Annotated in this window: 15 protein-coding genes; 10 read left to right on the forward strand and 5 right to left on the reverse strand. The window is 66.4% G+C overall.

Translation table 11 applies throughout. From position 1 onward, the window contains the following. The first annotated feature begins 8 nt into the window (after positions 1-8). The 3 genes from SLQ30_RS12860 (at position 9) to modA (ending at position 2,725) form a co-directional block, all read left to right on the forward strand. Complete coding sequence (locus SLQ30_RS12860; RefSeq protein WP_319446675.1) at positions 9-1,457, forward strand: NAD-dependent succinate-semialdehyde dehydrogenase; 1,449 nt, start codon at positions 9-11, stop codon at positions 1,455-1,457. 63 nt (positions 1,458-1,520) lie between these two features. After that, positions 1,521-1,928 carry a helix-turn-helix transcriptional regulator gene (locus SLQ30_RS12865; RefSeq protein ID WP_319446676.1) on the forward strand — a complete coding sequence of 136 codons (408 nt, stop codon included), beginning with the start codon at positions 1,521-1,523 and terminating at the stop codon, positions 1,926-1,928. Next, positions 1,925-2,725, forward strand: a complete 801-nt coding sequence (gene modA, locus SLQ30_RS12870; RefSeq protein ID WP_319446677.1) for a molybdate ABC transporter substrate-binding protein — start codon at positions 1,925-1,927, stop codon at positions 2,723-2,725. The genes SLQ30_RS12865 and modA overlap by 4 nt, the downstream gene beginning before the upstream one ends. Before the next feature lie 18 nt (positions 2,726-2,743). Here the strand turns inward: modA and SLQ30_RS12875 are convergent, their stop codons facing one another. Continuing rightward, positions 2,744-3,007, reverse strand: coding sequence for a chorismate mutase (locus SLQ30_RS12875; protein WP_319446678.1), 264 nt, complete (start codon positions 3,005-3,007; stop codon positions 2,744-2,746). Positions 3,008-3,291: 284 nt separating this feature from the next. Between SLQ30_RS12875 and pcrA the strand changes: the two genes are divergently transcribed. Then, positions 3,292-5,604 carry a DNA helicase PcrA gene (gene pcrA, locus SLQ30_RS12880; protein WP_319446679.1) on the forward strand — a complete coding sequence of 771 codons (2,313 nt, stop codon included), beginning with the start codon at positions 3,292-3,294 and terminating at the stop codon, positions 5,602-5,604. Between the two features lie 18 nt (positions 5,605-5,622). On the opposite strand, the gene SLQ30_RS12885 is transcribed toward pcrA, so the two are convergent. Both SLQ30_RS12885 and SLQ30_RS12890 read right to left on the reverse strand, forming a co-directional pair. Further along, positions 5,623-6,165, reverse strand: a complete 543-nt coding sequence (locus tag SLQ30_RS12885) for a hypothetical protein (protein WP_319446680.1) — start codon at positions 6,163-6,165, stop codon at positions 5,623-5,625. A 63-nt stretch (positions 6,166-6,228) separates the two neighbouring features. After that, a complete protein-coding gene (locus tag SLQ30_RS12890) occupies positions 6,229-7,296 on the reverse strand; it encodes a M23 family metallopeptidase (protein WP_413468023.1) in 1,068 nt (355 codons plus the stop codon). A 288-nt stretch (positions 7,297-7,584) separates the two neighbouring features. On the opposite strand from SLQ30_RS12890, the gene sucC reads away from it, so the two are divergent. The 3 genes from sucC to SLQ30_RS12905 all read left to right on the forward strand — a co-directional run bounded on the left by sucC (position 7,585) and on the right by SLQ30_RS12905 (position 11,347). Beyond that, positions 7,585-8,748, forward strand: a complete 1,164-nt coding sequence (gene sucC, locus SLQ30_RS12895) for an ADP-forming succinate--CoA ligase subunit beta (protein WP_319446682.1) — start codon at positions 7,585-7,587, stop codon at positions 8,746-8,748. Positions 8,749-8,763: 15 nt separating this feature from the next. Further along, positions 8,764-9,666: a succinate--CoA ligase subunit alpha gene (sucD, locus tag SLQ30_RS12900; RefSeq protein WP_319446683.1), complete on the forward strand. Its 903-nt coding sequence runs from the start codon at positions 8,764-8,766 to the stop codon at positions 9,664-9,666. A 145-nt stretch (positions 9,667-9,811) separates the two neighbouring features. Continuing rightward, a complete protein-coding gene (locus SLQ30_RS12905) occupies positions 9,812-11,347 on the forward strand; it encodes an acetyl-CoA acetyltransferase (protein ID WP_319446684.1) in 1,536 nt (511 codons plus the stop codon). 3 nt (positions 11,348-11,350) lie between these two features. On the opposite strand, the gene SLQ30_RS12910 is transcribed toward SLQ30_RS12905, so the two are convergent. Both SLQ30_RS12910 and SLQ30_RS12915 read right to left on the reverse strand, forming a co-directional pair. After that, positions 11,351-11,656 carry a hypothetical protein gene (locus SLQ30_RS12910; RefSeq protein ID WP_319446925.1) on the reverse strand — a complete coding sequence of 102 codons (306 nt, stop codon included), beginning with the start codon at positions 11,654-11,656 and terminating at the stop codon, positions 11,351-11,353. 101 nt (positions 11,657-11,757) lie between these two features. After that, complete coding sequence (locus SLQ30_RS12915; RefSeq protein WP_319446685.1) at positions 11,758-12,606, reverse strand: LLM class F420-dependent oxidoreductase; 849 nt, start codon at positions 12,604-12,606, stop codon at positions 11,758-11,760. A gap of 173 nt (positions 12,607-12,779) precedes the next feature. On the opposite strand from SLQ30_RS12915, the gene sfnG reads away from it, so the two are divergent. The 3 genes from sfnG to SLQ30_RS12930 all read left to right on the forward strand — a co-directional run bounded on the left by sfnG (position 12,780) and on the right by SLQ30_RS12930 (position 16,401). After that, positions 12,780-13,910, forward strand: a complete 1,131-nt coding sequence (sfnG, locus tag SLQ30_RS12920; protein ID WP_319446686.1) for a dimethylsulfone monooxygenase SfnG — start codon at positions 12,780-12,782, stop codon at positions 13,908-13,910. A 112-nt stretch (positions 13,911-14,022) separates the two neighbouring features. Further along, the gene (locus SLQ30_RS12925; RefSeq protein WP_319446687.1) at positions 14,023-14,862 is read left to right on the forward strand and encodes a DUF5336 domain-containing protein; all 840 of its coding nucleotides are present in this window, start codon (positions 14,023-14,025) and stop codon (positions 14,860-14,862) included. A 60-nt stretch (positions 14,863-14,922) separates the two neighbouring features. Next, positions 14,923-16,401 (forward strand): DUF6350 family protein, encoded by a 1,479-nt coding sequence (locus SLQ30_RS12930; RefSeq protein ID WP_319446688.1) that lies wholly within the window; start codon positions 14,923-14,925, stop codon positions 16,399-16,401. The last annotated feature ends 4 nt before the right edge of the window (positions 16,402-16,405 follow it).

Below are 16,405 nucleotides of genomic sequence, written 5' to 3' on the forward strand. Positions count from 1 at the left end.
ATTGATGCATGGACATCGAAAAGCTCCTGTCATCCGTCCCCACCGGGCTGTGGATCGGAGGTGAGGAGCGCGCGGGTTCGTCGACGTTCGACGTACTCAACCCGGCGACTGACGAAGTGCTGATCGCCATCGCCAACGCCACCCCCGAGGACGGCATCGCAGCCCTCGACGCGGCCGCCGCCGTGCAGGCCGACTGGGCCGCCACCGCGCCGCGTGAGCGTGGCGAGATCCTGCGCTCGGTGTTCGAGGCGATCACCGCCCGCGCTGATGAATTCGCGACGCTGATGACCCTGGAAATGGGCAAGGTGTACGCCGAGAGCCTGGGTGAGGTGAAGTACGGTGCTGAGTTCTTCCGCTGGTTCGCCGAGGAGGCCGTCCGCATCGGCGGGCGCTACACCAAGGCACCGGCGGGCACCGGCCGCATCATCGTCACCAAGTCCGCGGTTGGCCCGTGCCTGGCCATCACGCCGTGGAACTTCCCGCTGGCCATGGGTACTCGCAAGATCGGCCCCGCGATGGCGGCCGGCTGCACGATGGTCATCAAGCCCGCGCAGGAGACCCCGCTGACGATGCTGCTGCTGGCCAAGCTGATGGACGAGGCGGGCCTGCCCAAGGGCGTGCTGTCGATCCTGCCGACCAGCAAGCCCGGCGACCTCACCACCGCGCTGATCGACGACGGCCGCTTGCGCAAGTTGACGTTCACCGGATCGACCGGGGTGGGCAAGGCGCTGGCCAAGCAGAGCGCCGACAAGCTGCTGCGGCTGTCGCTCGAGTTGGGCGGCAACGCGCCCTTCATCGTGTTCGACGACGCCGATGTCGACGCCGCCGTCGAGGGCGCGCTGCTGGCGAAGATGCGCAACGGCGGCGAGGCCTGTACGGCGTCGAACCGGTTCCACGTGGCCAACGCCGTGCGTGCGGAGTTCACCGAGAAGCTGGTCAAGCGGATGAGCGAGTTCAAGCTGGGCAACGGCCTGGAGAAGGCGTCGACACTGGGCCCGCTCGTCAACGCCAAGCAGGTCGCCACCGTCGAGGATCTGGTGTCCGATGCGGTGTCCAAGGGCGCCACCGTCGCCGTCGGCGGCGTGGCACCGGACGGACCCGGCCACTTCTATCCGGCGACCGTGCTGGCCGACGTCCCGGCGACGGCGCGCATCTTCAAGGAGGAGGTGTTCGGCCCGGTCGCGCCGATCATCGGGTTCGACACCGAGGAAGAGGGCATCGCCGCGGCCAATAACACCGAATACGGGCTCGCGGCCTACATCTACACCCAGGGCCTGGACCGCGCGCTGCGCGTCGCAGAGGCGATCGAGGCCGGCATGGTCGGCGTGAATCGTGGCGTGATCTCCGACCCTGCGGCGCCCTTCGGTGGAGTCAAGGAATCCGGGTTCGGTCGCGAGGGTGGCTCCGAGGGCATCGAGGAGTACCTCGACACCAAGTACATCGCGCTGACGAACTAGCCGCGGGGCGCAGCCGCGGAGCAATAGGGCCGTCTGCTCCGATTCTGCGGATATGATCCCCCGGTGCCGACGATCCGCATCCGGGAGGCCGCCGAGCTTCTAGGCGTCAGCGACGACACCGTACGGCGGTGGATCGACGACGGAGCGTTGACGGCCGAACCCGACGAGTCGGGGCGCAAGGTCATCGCGGGCCAAGACCTTGCCGCGTTCGTACGCAACAACGTCGGCCGGGTGCCGCAGGATCCTGTCGGGGTCGCAAGCTCGGCCCGCAACCGCTTCGCGGGTCTCGTCACCAAGGTCACCACCGACAAGGTGATGGCCCAGGTCGAGATGCAGTGCGGACCGTTCACCGTCGTGTCGTTGATGAGCACGGATGCGGTGCGGGATCTGCACCTCGAACCCGGCAGTGTCGCCGTCGCCGTCGTGAAGGCCACCACCGTCATCGTCGAAACCCCTGGAGGAAAGTCATGAAACGCGTCTCCACCTTGTTCGCCGCGGGCCTCTTGGCCGTCGGGCTGCTTTCCGGCTGCGGGTCGTCCACCGACTCGTCGAAGTCGTCGAGCAGCGCCGCCCCCGCCATGACGGGCCCCTCGGGCGCGAGCCTGATGGTCTTCGCGGCCGCGTCGCTCAAGCAGTCGTTCACCCAAATCGGCGAGCAGTTCAAGACCGACAACCCGGGTGCGGCGGTGGAATTCAGCTTCGCCGGGTCCTCGGATCTGGTGACGCAGTTGACGCAGGGCGCGAAGGCCGACGTGTTCGCGTCCGCCGACACCAAGAACATGGACAAGGCCGTCCAGGCCAACCTGGTGGCGGGTACCCCGGTGAACTTCGCGTCGAACGTCCTGACGATCGCGGTGGCGCCCGGTAACCCGAAGGGCATCAAGACATTTCAGGATCTGACGAAGCCGGGGCTGAACGTCGTCGTGTGCGCGCCGCAGGTGCCGTGCGGTTCGGCCGCCACGAAGATCGAGCAGGCCACGGGCGTCAAGCTGGCCCCGGTCAGCGAGGAGTCATCGGTCACCGACGTGCTGGGCAAGGTGTCGACCGGCCAGGCCGACGCCGGCTTGGTCTACGTCACCGACGTCGAGGGGTCGGGCGGCAAGGTCACCGGCATCGACTTCCCGGAGTCGTCTCAGGCGATCAACACCTACCCGATCGCGGCGCTGAAGGACTCCGGCAATGCGGACCTGGCGAACAAGTTCGTCGAGTACGTCACGGGTGAAGCCGGCCAGAAGGTGCTGAACCAGGCCGGGTTCGGCAAACCGTAGCGCTCAGGTAGACACGCTTTAGTGTCCGAGCCTGCCGCGACCCATGCGCAGCAGGAGCATCGCGAGATCCTTGCCGTCGGGGCCGAGTTCGCCGAAGCGCTCGATGACCTTCATCTCGCGGCTGTGCACCAGCCGCGTGCCTCCGGAGGCCATTCTGGCCTTGCCGATGATTTGTGAAACCTCGGTACGGCGCTTGACCGCGGCAAGGATTTCGGCGTCGAGTCGGTCGATCTCGAGGCGCAGGTCGTCGATGTCAGCCACGGGTTCGGCTTCCACGCTCATGATGGGCTCCTTTTCGGGTGGGTTTTTGCGGTCTCATCCGTTTCGGGCCTCACACAAGAAACGAGCCCCGGATCCGGATGCGGACCGCGGGGCTCTGGGGAAGCAGCTAGACCACGGGCACCGCTGGCCGGTACCCGTAAAAAAATCGTCCATGCTGATTGAGCACTCACTGAGTGTGCCACCAAGTGTCGCGTCCGCGCAAAGATCCAGGCAAAGATCTGCGCGAAGAAACGTCGCGGCTGGCTGCGTTGTTGTCCCTGTGCGGCGGTAGGTTTAAGGCCGATATGACGATGGCGACCGAAACTGACCAGCTCCTCGAGGGCCTCAACGAGCAACAGCGCCAGGCGGTGCAGCACGAAGGCTCGCCGCTGCTGATCGTCGCTGGCGCGGGGTCGGGCAAGACGGCGGTGTTGACCCGGCGCATCGCCTACCTGCTGGCCGCCCGCGACGTCGGCGTCGGTCAGGTGCTGGCCATCACCTTCACCAACAAGGCCGCAGCGGAGATGCGCGAGCGCGTGGTCCAGCTAATCGGCCCGCGCGCCAAGTCGATGTGGGTCTCGACGTTCCACTCCACGTGTGTGCGCATCCTGCGCAACCAGGCCTCACTACTGCCGGGGCTGAACTCCAACTTCTCGATCTACGACGCCGACGACTCCCGCCGCCTGCTGATGATGATCGGCAAGGACCTGGGGCTCGATACCAAGCGGTACTCGCCGCGGTTGTTGTCCAACGGGATTTCGAACCTGAAGAACGAACTGATCGACCCGCAGCAGGCGGCGGCGGAAGCCTCGGAGGCCGAGGAGGAGATGCCGCGCATCGTCGCGGAGGTCTACGCCGAGTACCAGCGCAGGCTGCGGGGGGCCAACGCGCTGGACTTCGACGACCTCATCGGTGAGACAGTCGCAGTGCTGCAAGCCTTTCCGCAGATCGCGCAGTACTACCGGCGGCGCTTCCGACACATTCTGGTCGACGAGTACCAGGACACCAACCACGCGCAGTACATGTTGGTGCGCGAACTCGTCGGCCACGATCTGCAGGACGGTGACGTGCCACCGGGTGAGCTCTGCGTGGTGGGCGACGCCGACCAGTCCATCTACGCGTTCCGCGGCGCCACCATTCGCAATATCGAGGACTTCGAACGCGACTACCCGAACGCGAGAACCATTCTGCTGGAGCAGAATTACCGCTCCACGCAGAACATCCTCTCGGCCGCCAACTCCGTCATCTCCCGCAACACCGGGCGCCGCGAAAAGCGGCTGTGGACCGACGCCGGCAGCGGCGAGCTCATCGTCGGATACGTCGCCGACAACGAGCACGACGAAGCCCGGTTCATCGCAGGCGAGGTCGACCAGCTCGCCGATCGCGGCGACATCAACTACAACGACGTCGCGGTCTTCTACCGCACCAACAACTCATCACGCGCGGTCGAAGAGGTCTTCATTCGTGCGGGCATCCCGTACAAGGTCGTCGGTGGCGTTCGGTTCTACGAGCGCAAGGAGATTCGCGACATCGTCGCCTATCTGCGCGTGCTGGACAACCCCGGCGACGCGGTGAGCATGCGGCGCATCCTCAACACTCCCCGGCGTGGCATCGGCGACCGTGCCGAAGCATGTGTGGCGGTGTACGCCGAGAACACCGGCGCCAGCTTCAACGACGCGCTGCAGGCGGCGGCCGAGGGGCGCGTGCCGATGCTCAACACCCGCTCGGAGAAGGCGATCGCGAGCTTCGTCGAACTGCTCGACGGACTGCGGGGCCTGCTCGGCGACGAGTTGGGTGATCTCGTCGAAGCCGTGCTCGACCGCACGGGATACCGGCGTGAGCTTGAATCATCAAGCGATCCCCAAGATCTGGCCCGCCTCGACAACCTCAATGAATTGGTCAGCGTCGCACACGAATTCAGCATCGATTTGGCCAATGCCGCTGCGCTGCGCGAAGAGTCCGACGAGGTGCTGGACGAGGACATTCCCGACACCGGAGCACTGGCCTCATTCCTCGAGCGGGTGTCGCTGGTCGCCGACGCCGACGAAGTGCCCGAGCACGGCGCAGGCGTGGTGACGATGATGACGTTGCACACCGCGAAGGGGCTGGAGTTCCCCGTGGTCTTCGTGACGGGGTGGGAGGACGGCATGTTTCCCCACATGCGGGCGCTCGGCGATCCGACGGAACTGTCCGAGGAGCGGCGGCTCGCGTACGTCGGCATCACTCGGGCAAGGCACCGGCTTTACCTGAGTCGGGCCAAGGTCCGGTCGTCGTGGGGCCAGCCCATGCTCAATCCGGAATCGCGGTTCCTGCGGGAGATTCCGGAGGAGCTCATCGACTGGCGACGCACGGATGCGCCTGTCTCGGGTTTCAGCGCTCCGATCGGCAACGCGGGACGGTACGGCACCCCGCGGCCGTCACCCGCCCGCACGTCGGCTGCGCGGAACCGGCCGGTGATCACGCTGGAACCCGGCGACCGCGTCACCCACGACAAGTACGGGCTCGGCCGTGTCGAAGAGGTCTCAGGGGTCGGCGAATCCGCCATGTCGCTCATCGACTTCGGTAGCGCGGGCAGGGTCAAGCTGATGCACAACCACGCGCCCATTCAAAAGCTCTGAGTGTTGGCCGAAAGGCGTTCAGCGGCACCAGCGTCCGGTCGCGGGCAGTAGCGCGAGCACCACGCTTGCCACGGGCAGGGCGGGAATGGCGTAGACGATGGGCGGCAACTTGGCGCCCGCCACCAAGAGCCCGGCGAAGATCATCACCGCAACGATGGCGCCGACCACGATCAGTACGCGCCCGATCCGTCCGCGCAACAGCAGCGTGATCAAGCCGCCGATGCTGGCGGCCGCCGACACCGCGGCGAGGAATCCTATTGCCACGCAGAATAGTTGGTCGGTTCGCCACCATCCGGATATCAACGAGGTCGCGATGACGGCGGTGGCCCAGCCGCTGATGATGCTGACCGCAGCGGTGGCCGACGCTGCCCAGGGGCTGGGGCGGGCGACGGCTCGTGCCGATGAGCGAACGGCCTTCGGGTCGATCCGGGGTAGGTAGCTGGTTGGGGCATCTTCCGGGGTGGGCTCGGCGAGCGCAGGAAACGATCCCGTGGGCTGTCGGCGAATGATGCTGGTCTTGGGCTCCGAATCGTCCTCGGGGAGAGGGCTCGGAGTGGGCACAGCTGTTTCGGGTATCCGTTGGGTCAGATCGGGCTGGTCAGGAGTTGAGCCGGAGGTCAACTATCAGCCGACGTACTTGCCCGGGCTGAGCCCTCGCTGCGCGAGCCACGGGACCGGGTCGATGTAGTCGGTGCCGTTGCGCAGGATTGAGAAGTGGCAGTGCGGTCCGGTGGAGTAGCCGCGGTTGCCGATGGTGGCGATCTGGTCGCCAGCCATCACTCGCTCGCCGGGGCTGACCAGCCACGTGTTGATGTGGCCGTACAGCGAGACGTTGCCATCGGAGTGCCGGATCTTGACCCAGGCGCCATAGCCCGCGGTAAGGCCCGCGTCGGTGACCACGCCGTCGGCGACGGCGTAGATCGGTGTGCCGATGGAATTGGCGATGTCGATGCCGGCATGTAGGACGCCCCAGCGGTAGCCGAAGCCCGATGTCCACACGCCCTTGGTCGGGAAGACGAACTGCGGACGCATTTGGCGCGCCTCGCGCTCGGCGCGTTCCGCGGCGAAGGCGGCCCCGTTCGCGGCCTCCTCGGTGTGCACGCTGAAGTCCGCGGCAGGAGCGATCGAGACGATCTGCATACCGTCGACCGAGCCGCTGATGTTGCTTCCGTCGACGAACGCGTTGGGGCCCGCGGCGACCATGGCGTCGGCGGTAGGAGTGTTGGTGGCGGTGGCCATCGAGTAGCCCGCGGCAGCCGTGGCACCCACGGCCATGGCAGCGGCCACCAAGCGACCCTTGACGTGGCCGTCGTCGAGCTTGCGATGTGAGCCGCCGCGGCTGATGTCGATGATGTCGGTGGCTGCGACGCCGTCGCTGACGTCGGTGTGGCTGTCGCGGTAGGCGCGGGGGCGGCGCTCGTCACCCGACTGCGACCGGAACTCCGACGGGACGGCAAGCCGCAGCGGGATCAGGTCGTCGGTGTGATGGCAGTCGTCCAGCTCGGGGGCGCGGATGACGCGGGATTCGCGATCGAACGCGGAACTGTTGGAGAAGTCCAGGTCATCATCCAAATCGGAGAGATCACCGAACTCGTTGAACGGGATGATGTCGGTGGTCTCGAGGTCGTATTCCGGGGGCCTCAAGTTCGCCGAAGCTCCTCGCGGAGACCTTGACGAACTATGCGATGCCAACCGAAATGTCCTTCTCGTCGTGACCTGACCGTTATCTGGACCACAGGCACGTTAACCAAATTCCAATGAAGGTGGCAACCCGTAGATTGATTCCGTCATCGATTGTGATCTGTATCACTGCATTCTGGCGGTGACGTGTGCCACACGAGTGGTAGGCGGTGCCGGAGCGTCCGGCGCGTGTGGATAAAGTTTCCCCGAGCCAATCAGGCGCAAAGACATGTCAGGCGCAAGGACTCAGTAGCCGGTTCGATAGTCAACGAAGACAGACAGGGAAATTCGGGAAAGCCAATGGATCTCTTCGAATACCAGGCGAAAGAACTGTTCGCCAAGCACAACGTTCCCACTACGCCGGGCCGGGTGACCGACACCGCCGAGGACGCGAAGGCCATCGCAGAAGAAATCGGCAAGCCCGTCATGGTGAAAGCACAGGTCAAGGTCGGCGGCCGCGGGAAGGCCGGTGGCGTCAAGTACGCCGCCACCCCCGACGACGCCTACCGGTACGCAGGCGACATCCTCGGGTTGGACATCAAGGGCCACGTCGTGAAGAAGCTGCTCGTCGCCGAGGCCAGCGACATCGCCGAGGAGTACTACATCTCCTTCCTGCTCGACCGCTCCAATCGCACCTATCTGGCGATGTGCTCGGTCGAGGGCGGCATGGAGATCGAAGAGGTGGCCGCCACGAAGCCTGAGCGGCTCGCCAAGGTCCCCGTCGACGCGGTCAAGGGTGTCGACCTGGCCACGGCCCGCTCGATCGCCGAGCAGGGCCACCTGCCCGCCGAGGTGCTCGACGCCGCGGCCGTGACCATCCAGAAGCTGTGGGAGGTCTTCGTCGGCGAGGACGCCACCCTGGTCGAGGTGAACCCGTTGGTGCGCACGCCCGACGATCAGATCCTGGCGCTGGACGGCAAGGTCACGCTCGATCAGAACGCGGACTTCCGCCAGCCGGGCCACGTCGAGTTCGAGGACAAGGACGCCACCGACCCGCTGGAGCTCAAGGCCAAGGAGAACGACCTCAACTACGTCAAGCTCGACGGTTCGGTCGGCATCATCGGCAACGGCGCCGGCCTCGTCATGTCGACGCTGGACGTCGTCGCGTACGCGGGGGAGAAGCACGGCGGCGTGAAGCCCGCCAACTTCCTCGACATCGGTGGCGGAGCGTCGGCCGAAGTGATGGCCGCCGGTCTGGACGTCATCCTCGGCGACAGCCAGGTGAAGAGCGTGTTCGTCAACGTGTTCGGCGGCATCACCGCCTGCGACGCGGTGGCCAACGGCATCGTCGGAGCGCTGAAGAAGCTCGGTGATAGTGCCAACAAGCCGCTCGTCGTGCGCCTCGACGGCAACAACGTCGAAGAGGGCAGGCGCATCCTCGACCAGGCGAACCACCCCCTGGTCATCCAGGCCGAGACCATGGACGCCGGCGCCGACAAGGCCGCCGAGCTGGCCAACAAGTAAGGGAGCCAACACAATATGTCTATCTTCCTGACCAAGGACAGCAAGGTCATCGTCCAGGGCATCACCGGCGGCGAGGGCACCAAGCACACCGCGCTGATGCTCAAGGCGGGCACCCAGGTCGTCGGCGGCGTCAACGCACGCAAGGCCGGAACCAAGGTGTCTCACAAGGACAAGGACGGCAACGACGTCGAGTTGCCCGTGTTCGCGAGCGTCGCCGAGGCCATCAAGGAGACCGGCGCCGACGTGTCGATCGCCTTCGTGCCGCCGGCCTTCTCCAAGGACGCCATCATCGAGGCCATCGACGCCGAGATCCCGCTGCTGGTCGTCATCACCGAGGGAATCCCGGTGCAGGACAGCGCATATGCGTGGGCCTACAACGTCGAGAAGGGCGAGAAGACCCGCATCATCGGGCCGAACTGCCCCGGCATCATCACCCCCGGCGAGTCGTTGGTCGGCATCACGCCGAACAACATCACCGGCAAGGGCCCGATCGGCCTGGTGTCGAAGTCCGGCACGCTGACCTACCAAATGATGTACGAGTTGCGCGATCTCGGCTTCTCGACCGCCATCGGCATCGGCGGCGACCCGGTCATCGGCACCACCCACATCGACGCCATCGAGGCCTTCGAGAAGGACCCCGAGACCAAGGTGATCGTCATGATCGGCGAGATCGGCGGCGACGCCGAGGAGAAGGCGGCCGCCTACATCAAGGCCAACGTCTCCAAGCCCGTTGTGGGTTATGTGGCCGGCTTCACCGCTCCGGAGGGCAAGACGATGGGCCACGCCGGCGCCATCGTGTCCGACGGTGCGGGCACCGCGCAGGGCAAGAAGGAAGCGTTGGAGGCCGCGGGCGTGAAGGTCGGCAAGACGCCGTCCGAGACCGCCGCCAAGGCGCGGGAGCTGCTCGCAAACCTCTAAAGCTGCATCGAGACTGCGGTCAGATCGCGAATCCGTCGAGATTCACGATCTGGCCGCAGTTTCGTTTGAGGTGAACTGGCGCAGATTGGAACACGTTCTAGTAATCGGTTAGCCTCACAAATTAACACCCGCCAGGAGGTCTGTAATGCCGGTTGATCCACGCACCCCGGTCGTCGTCGGCGTCGGGCAGTTCACCGAACGCATCGACGCCCCCGGCTACCGCGGCATGTCGTCGGTCGAACTGGCCACCGAGGCAGTGCGTGCCGCGCTGGCTGACACCGGCGCGGACGTGGCGACCGTGGCGCAGGCGATCGAGGTGTTCGCCGGACTGCGACAGTTCGAGATCTGCACGCCGTATGCAAAGCCACCCCTCGGTGCCTCCGACAACTACGTGCGATCGGTCGCCCAGCGCGTCGGCGCCGATCCCGCGCGCGCCGTGCTCGAGCCCATCGGCGGCAACGGCCCACAGAAGCTGGTCACGGAGTTCGCCGGGGCGATCGCGGCGGGCGATATCGAGGTGGCGTTGATCCTCGGCTCCGAGCCCGGTTCCACGGCGAAGTACTTCGAGCGGCGCGACGACAAGCCAGACTTCACTGAGCACGTCGGTGGCCAGCTCGACGACCGCGGCTACGGCTTCGAGCAGTACATGAGTGAGTACACCGCGAAGCATGGATTGACCGGCGCCCCAGTGCAGTACGGACTGCTCGACAACGCCCGCCGCGGACGACTGGGGCTCGGCGTCGACGACTATCGCCGAAAGATGGCGGAGCTCTTCGCGCCATTCTCGAAAGTCGCTGCCAAGAACCCATTCTCGTCGTCGCCGGTGGAGCGCTCGGTGGACGAGATCGAGACCGTCACCGACGACAACCGCATGATCTGTGATCCGTATCCACGGCTGTTGGTGGCGCGCGACACCGTCAATCAGGGCGCGGCCGCGCTGGTGATGTCGGTGGCGGCGGCCCGTCGCCTCGGTGTGCCCGAGGAGAAGTGGGTGTACCTACGCGGGCACGCCGACCAGACCGAGCAGGACCTGTTGGACCGGGTCGACGTCAGCGTTAGCTACTCTGCGAAACAAGCTGTGGCAGAGGCGCTTCGAGTCGCCGGCCTCGGCATCGACAAGATTGCGACGTTCGACCTCTACAGCTGCTTCCCGTTTCCGGTCTTCGCCGTGTGCGATGACTTCGGGCTGGCGCCCGACGACCCGCGGGGGCTCACGCTCACTGGCGGGCTGCCGTACTTCGGCGGGCCCGGCAACAGCTATTCCTTGCACGGCATCGCCGAGACCGTCGCCGAAATGCGTTCCAAGCCAGGTGCCTTCGGCCTCGTCGGCGCCAATGGCGGTGTCATGAGCAAGTATTCGGTGGGTATCTACTCAACCGAACCCGGCGACTGGGCGACCGACCGCTCCAAGGCGCTGCAGGCCGACATCGCCGCGCTACCGAAGGTGGCCGTCACCCGCAACGCCGACGGGCCTGCCGTGATCGAAACCTACTCGGTGCGCTACGACTGGCCCGTTCGCACGGGTGTCATCATCGGCCGCCTCGACGCCGACGGCAGTCGGTTCATGGCACTGTCCGAAGACGAGGACCTGGTGGCCTTGATGACCGACAGCGACCCGCTGGGTGCCCGCATCGCGGTGAAGTCCACTGAAGAAGGCGTCAACCGGGCCACGCTGGCCTGATTATTAGTTGCCCCAGCCGCGGTTGCCGTCCCAGCCGCCACATGTGCCGTTGAGGCAGCCGCCGCCGAAGCCGCCCTGGGCGGGGTTCCAGCCGCCGCAGCCATGCCAGCCGGGGCCGGAGTAGCAACCGCCACCTCCGCCTTGGCCATCGGGGCCGCCACTGCCGTGCCCGCTGGGTTCGGCCAGGACGACCTGGTTCGGGGTGGTTGTCGAGGTGTTCGCGATCACCGCTGTCGGCGCGGCGACGATGGCCGCTGCGGCAGCTCCCGCTATAAACACCGATGTGAGAAAACTCCGTGTTATTAGCATGACTACATAATGCTCCGGCAATCGGCCCGCTTCAACCCAATTGTGAGCGCCGACACGCGAATTGCCCACGTCGGCGTAAATGACGTGCACCAATGGCGCGGCTACACCAGCGCAGCGAGCTTGCCCGCGAGTCGCTCCACGTAGGCGCCGACTTCGGCTTCGGTCTTGTCCGGAAGCCCGAACAGCACCTCGGTGACGCCGAGTTCGGCCCAACGGGCCAGCTTGTCCGGGTCGGGCTTGAAGTCCAACGCCACGATCTGCGGCGCGCCGTCGCGGTCCGCGGCGGCCCATGTGTCCTGGAGGAGCTTCACGGGTGCGTCGATGTCGACGTCGCGCGGGGTGGTGATCCAACCGTCGGCGCTCTTGGCGATCCACTTGAAGTTCTTCTCGGTGCCCGCCGCGCCGACGAGCACCGGGATGTGCGCCTGCACCGGCTTGGGCCACGCCCAGCTGGGGCCGAACTTCACGAACTCGCCGTCGTACTCCGCTTCTTCCTGCGTCCACAGCGCGCGCATGGCCTCCAGGTACTCGCGCAGCATGGTGCGACGCCGTCCGGGCGGGACGTTGTGATCATTCAATTCGTCAGTGTTCCAACCGAATCCGACGCCGAGGCTGACCCGACCGCCGGAGAGGTGATCGAGTGTGGCGATGGATTTGGCCAGCGTGATGCAGTCGTGTTCGACGGGCAGCGCAACCGCCGTCGACAGCCTGACCCGCGTCGTGACGGCGGCGGCGCCGCCCAGGCTGACCCAGGGGTCAAGGGTGCGCATGTAGCGGTCGTCGGGCAGCGACTCGTCGCCCGTCGTCGGATGCGCGGCTTCCCGCTTGATCGGGATGTGGGTGTGCTCGGGCACGTAGAAGGTCTCGAAGCCATGGTCGTCGGCGAGTTTGGCGGCGGCTGCCGGCGCGATGCCGCGATCGCTGGTGAAGAGTACGAGCCCGAAGTTCATGACCAGAATTAGAACGTGTTCCAATACGCCAGCGCAAGGCGGGTCCCAGGTGAGCCCGCACGGTGGCCACGAAACCTGGACACGATGTTGCCCGCCGCGACGTGCCGGGGCCGTTCGGTTCACGTCGATCGATACCCGTGACCGGCCTCATCACCGTTGTTGGGATGGCAGGTATGACGACCGAACGCATCGCCGACCACGTCAAGTTCGCCTATTGGGTGCCCAACGTCAGTGGTGGGTTGGTGACGAGCGACATCGAGCAGCGCACCGACTGGAACTACGAATACAACAAGAAACTGGCCCAGACCGCGGAGCAAAACGGCTTCGAGTACGCACTGTCCCAGGTCCGGTATGAGGCCAGCTATGGCGCTGAGTACCAGCACGAGTCGACGAGCTTCAGCCTTGCGCTGCTGCTGGCCACCGAGCGCCTCAAGGTCATTGCCGCCGTCCATCCGGGTTTGTGGCAGCCCGCGGTGCTGGCGAAGCTGGGTGCCACCGCAGACCACCTGAGCAACGGCCGGTTCGCGGTCAACGTCGTCTCGGGGTGGTTCAAGGACGAGTTCACCCACCTGGGGGAGCCGTGGCTCGAGCATGACGAGCGCTACCGGCGCAGCGCGGAGTTCCTGCAGGTGCTGCGCAAGATCTGGACGGAGGACGACGTCGACTTCCGCGGCGACTTCTACCGGATCCACGACTTCACGCTCAAGCCCAAGCCGCTCAACACCCCGGAGCGGCCCAATCCGGAGATCTTCCAGGGCGGCAACTCCACGGCCGCGCGCCGCAACGGCGGGCTGTATTCGGATTGGTATTTCTCCAACGGCAAGGACTTCGACGGGATCACCGAGCAGGTGGTGGAGGTGCGTGATCACGCCCGCAGTGTCGGTCGGGAAGTGCAGGTGGGATTGAACGGGTTCATCATCGCCCGTGATACCGAGAGGGAAGCGCGTGACACCTTGCGCGAGATCATCGAGAAGGCCAACAAGCCGGCCGTGGAGGGGTTCCGTGGTGCGGTGCAACAGGCCGGCAACGCCACTGGCGACAAGAAGGGTATGTGGGCGGATTCTTCGTTCGAGGATCTGGTGCAGTACAACGACGGTTTCCGCACGCAGTTGATCGGGACGCCCGAGCAGATCGCGGAACGGATCGCCGCCTACCGCAAACGTGGTGTCGATCTGATCCTCGGCGGCTTCCTGCACTTTCAGGAGGAGATCGAATACTTCGGCGCGAACGTGCTGCCGCTGGTACGCGAAATCGAAGACTCCGAAGCGAATTCGTACGACGCGTCGGTGCTCGTTTCGGTTTGAACGCCGCTTGCGCGGGCACTCCGCTCGAGTTGATGGCTCCGCGCCGCCTGAACGGGTACTCGCCTCGGTGCGCTAGCGTAGGTAGTCGAAACGCAGAGGATCAGGAGAGGTCATGAGCTACCCCGGATATCCATCCGCGCCGCCGCAATCGCAGTACGCGGCGCCCACCCAGCAGTTCGACAGAGCGCCAGAAGCCGCTGCGCCCGCGGGACCGAGCAAGCTGCCGTTCTACCTCGGCATCGCCGTCGTCGTGCTCGGCTTCGCGATCTACCTGTCGGGCTTCGGCCCGGTGTTCGGTGGCATCGCCGGCGCCGCGGTCCCGACGTTCTATTTCGTCATCGCCCCGCTCCTGGCGGGCCTATTGGCCGGCGTGAGCCTGCTGCCCAAGCAGGACGACAAGTCGGCCGTGGCCGCGGTGTTGGCCGTGCTTGGCTTCCTGCTGCTCATCCTGGTCGTGCTCGCCGACGGACCGTCGATCGACTGGGGCTTCTACCCATTCATCGTGTTCTCGGTGCTGCAGGCCATTGCCGCGGTCGCCAAACTGCTGTTGGACGCGGGCATCGTCACGGCGCCCGCGCCGAAGCCCAAGTACGAGCAGCAGGCGTACGGATACGGTCCGCCGCCGCAGCAGGGGTACTACGGGCAGGCTCCTCAGGGCGGCCACGCCCCGCAGCAGCGGCCCGGCGGGTATGCGCCGCAGCCGCAGTCGCAGTACGGCGGTGGCGGCTACCAGCGCGAACCCTCGACGGGCGGCTTCCCCGCGCTCGGCCAGCAGGGCGCTCCGCACAACGGACCTCAGAGTGGCCCTCCGACCCCGCCCACCGGATTCCCGGCGTTCGGTAGCCCGCAGGCACAGGGTTCGGCGCCGACGGTGGCGCAACCGAGCGTCTCGTCCGACGCAGAGCAACCACAGCAGCAGGCTCCGCAGCAATCGGCCCCTCCGCCGTCATAATCACTAGCGGCGCGCACTGACCTCCGCGCGCAACGGCTTGTGCGAGGAGCTAACCGTCTAGTGGACAACCGGCCAGTCGGGACCCGTCAGGCCCGCGACCTGCTCAGGGTTGCGTTCGGCCCGTCGGTCATTGCGTTGGTCGTCATTGCGGCGCTGGTGTTGTTGCAGCTGCTCATCGCGAACAGCGACATGACCGGCGCATTCGGCGCCATCGCCAGCCTGTGGCTCGGGGTCCACGACGTACCCGTCTCGGTCGGCGGGAGCGAACTGGGCGTCATGCCTCTGCTGCCCGTGCTCTTGATGGTGTGGGGGACGGCGCGCACGACGGCTGCGGCGACGGCCCCAGGCGCGTCCTGGTTCGTCGTGCGATGGATCGTGGCGTCGGCGCTGGGCGGCCCGATGCTGATCGCTGCACTCGCGCTGGCCGTCATCCATGACGCGTCGTCGGTGCTCACCGAGTTACAGACGCCGAATGCGTTGCGGGCCTTCACCGGCGTGCTGGGCGTGCACCTCGCAGGGGCCTTGCTCGGGGTGGGCTCGCGGGTGGGCCGACGACTCGTGGCCACCACGCCGTTGCCCGGCTGGCTGCCAGACGCCGCACGCGCCGCGACGGCGGGAGTGCTTGCCCTGTTCGGGTTGTCGGGCGTGGTGACCGTCGGTTCGCTGGTCGTGCACTGGTCGACGATGCACGACCTGTACGCCATCACCGATTCGGTGTTCGGCCAGTTCAGCCTCACGGTGTTGGCGGCGCTGTACGTGCCGAACGTCATCATCGGGACGGCGGCCGTGGCGGTGGGCTCCAGTGCACACATCGGGTTGGCGACCTTCAGCTCGTTCACGGTGCTCGGCGGCGACGTTCCGGCGCTGCCCGTGCTTGCGGCCGTGCCGACGCCGCCGCTCGGACCCGCCTGGGTGGGGCTGATGATCATCGCGGCGGCGTCCGCCGTCGTCGTGGGTCAGCAGTGCGCGCGTCGGCCGCTGCCGTTTCCGGCGGCAGCCGCCAAGCTCGCGGTGGCCGCCGGACTGAGCGCCGTCGTCGTGGCGTTGTTGGCCTCGGTCAGCGGCGGCAAGCTCGGCAACTTCGGTTACGTCGGCGTCGACCAGACCACGTTGGGACCTGCGGTGTTCCTGTGGTTCGCCGTGATCGGCGGCTTGACGGTGGCGATGTCGGGTGGGATCGCCGCCCGCCTCAAGGTCAGGCAGGCGCCCGCCCCGGCCGCGCGCGAGCCGGAACCAGAGCCAGAGCCCGAGCCCGATTTCGAACCGGCGTTCGCACCACTCCCTGACGAGCCCGAGCCCGAACCCGAGCTAGAACCAGAAGAGCTCGAACCTGAACCTGAACCCGAGCCCGTATTCGAGCGCGCACCGCCTCCGCCTCCGCGACCTGCGCCGCGCCCCAACCCACGCCATGGGAACGGCCCGATGGACCTCGACGACGATCCCGAGGCGCACTATTTCAGCGACGACGACGAGGCCGACGACGAGCAATCCGCCGCCGACGACCTGACCAGCGACGAGCACCGCGGAGAGGCCGATTAGGCTG

Source organism: Mycobacterium sp. RTGN4 (assembly GCF_033804635.1).
Taxonomy (GTDB): Bacteria; Actinomycetota; Actinomycetes; order Mycobacteriales; family Mycobacteriaceae; genus Mycobacterium.

What these genes read in the sequence shown, in the direction of transcription:
- SLQ30_RS12910 (WP_319446925.1), bottom strand. Translation starts at nt 11,656, where the DNA reads ATGCTAATAACACGGAGTTTTCTCACATCGGTGTTTATAGCGGGAGCT.
- sucD (WP_319446683.1), top strand. Translation starts at nt 8,764, where the DNA reads ATGTCTATCTTCCTGACCAAGGACAGCAAGGTCATCGTCCAGGGCATC.
- SLQ30_RS12860 (WP_319446675.1), top strand. Translation starts at nt 9, where the DNA reads ATGGACATCGAAAAGCTCCTGTCATCCGTCCCCACCGGGCTGTGGATC.
- SLQ30_RS12915 (WP_319446685.1), bottom strand. Translation starts at nt 12,606, where the DNA reads ATGAACTTCGGGCTCGTACTCTTCACCAGCGATCGCGGCATCGCGCCG.
- sucC (WP_319446682.1), top strand. Translation starts at nt 7,585, where the DNA reads ATGGATCTCTTCGAATACCAGGCGAAAGAACTGTTCGCCAAGCACAAC.
- SLQ30_RS12875 (WP_319446678.1), bottom strand. Translation starts at nt 3,007, where the DNA reads ATGAGCGTGGAAGCCGAACCCGTGGCTGACATCGACGACCTGCGCCTC.
- sfnG (WP_319446686.1), top strand. Translation starts at nt 12,780, where the DNA reads ATGACGACCGAACGCATCGCCGACCACGTCAAGTTCGCCTATTGGGTG.
- pcrA (WP_319446679.1), top strand. Translation starts at nt 3,292, where the DNA reads ATGACGATGGCGACCGAAACTGACCAGCTCCTCGAGGGCCTCAACGAG.
- SLQ30_RS12905 (WP_319446684.1), top strand. Translation starts at nt 9,812, where the DNA reads ATGCCGGTTGATCCACGCACCCCGGTCGTCGTCGGCGTCGGGCAGTTC.
- modA (WP_319446677.1), top strand. Translation starts at nt 1,925, where the DNA reads ATGAAACGCGTCTCCACCTTGTTCGCCGCGGGCCTCTTGGCCGTCGGG.
- SLQ30_RS12925 (WP_319446687.1), top strand. Translation starts at nt 14,023, where the DNA reads ATGAGCTACCCCGGATATCCATCCGCGCCGCCGCAATCGCAGTACGCG.